Genomic DNA, 740 nt, shown 5'->3' with positions numbered 1-740 from the left:
GTCCGGTATCGAGCGCTTTGCCATAATTCACGCCGTGCGCCATTTTCTCCAGCATGGTGAAAAGATGCCATTTTAGCCAACGGTTAGCATTGAGCTGAATAATTGAAAGCGCATCCGTCAGAGGAATATTGTTACTCAACATTAGCGACAAATTATTCAAAAAAATGGAGGAAGTTAGCTGCCGATAAGTTGAGAACGGCATAATTCTGTCGAGAACCTTATTCCTTATTGTGCCGCTAAAATTGGCCATTGTCAGCCGTGAAAAGATAACCAGAAAGATAAATCCCAGTAGAATTTTTAGCCACAACCCCTCGTAAAGCGCCACGCCAAAATTATAGAGATTCTGTGTCACGGTTGGCCATTTATCAATCGGCACAACGGAGGCAAAGGCGGGGAATACCTTTTGCGAATAGCCGGCAATAACAATTAACGACAAGGTAATCATTATCAGGGGAAATATAAGCGCACCGATGATCTTTTTACGCAGTTCATCGTTGTATTTAATAATCGAAACCAGGGTAAAAAATCCATCAGAAAGGCTGCCGCTTTTCTCCGCCGCGGTGATCACACTCAGTTCAGAATTCGGCACCATACCTTCGAAAACAGCCGCAACGGATGTTTCCTGCTTCATTTGCGTGATAAGATCCATCAACCGTTTACTAAAGGCTTTCCCCAGTAAAGATTGACCTTCTTTTTGCAGTTTTTGCATCGAATCATACAAAGGCAGACCGGCCTTAATC

1 protein-coding gene is annotated in these 740 nt (G+C 43.5%); it reads right to left on the bottom strand.

All coding sequences use genetic code 11. The annotated features are described in order from the left end of the window. Window positions 1-739, bottom strand: a 739-nt coding sequence (locus tag KQJ18_RS24300) for a type II secretion system F family protein (protein WP_346014732.1), incomplete at its 3' end; no start/stop codon positions are given. Between the last annotated feature and the right edge of the window lies 1 nt (window position 740).

The organism is Citrobacter sp. S55_ASV_140 (assembly GCF_018919505.1).
In the GTDB taxonomy this organism is placed as follows: Bacteria; Pseudomonadota; Gammaproteobacteria; order Enterobacterales; family Enterobacteriaceae; genus Citrobacter; species Citrobacter werkmanii.
This window is presented reverse-complemented; position numbering and strand designations above follow the sequence as displayed.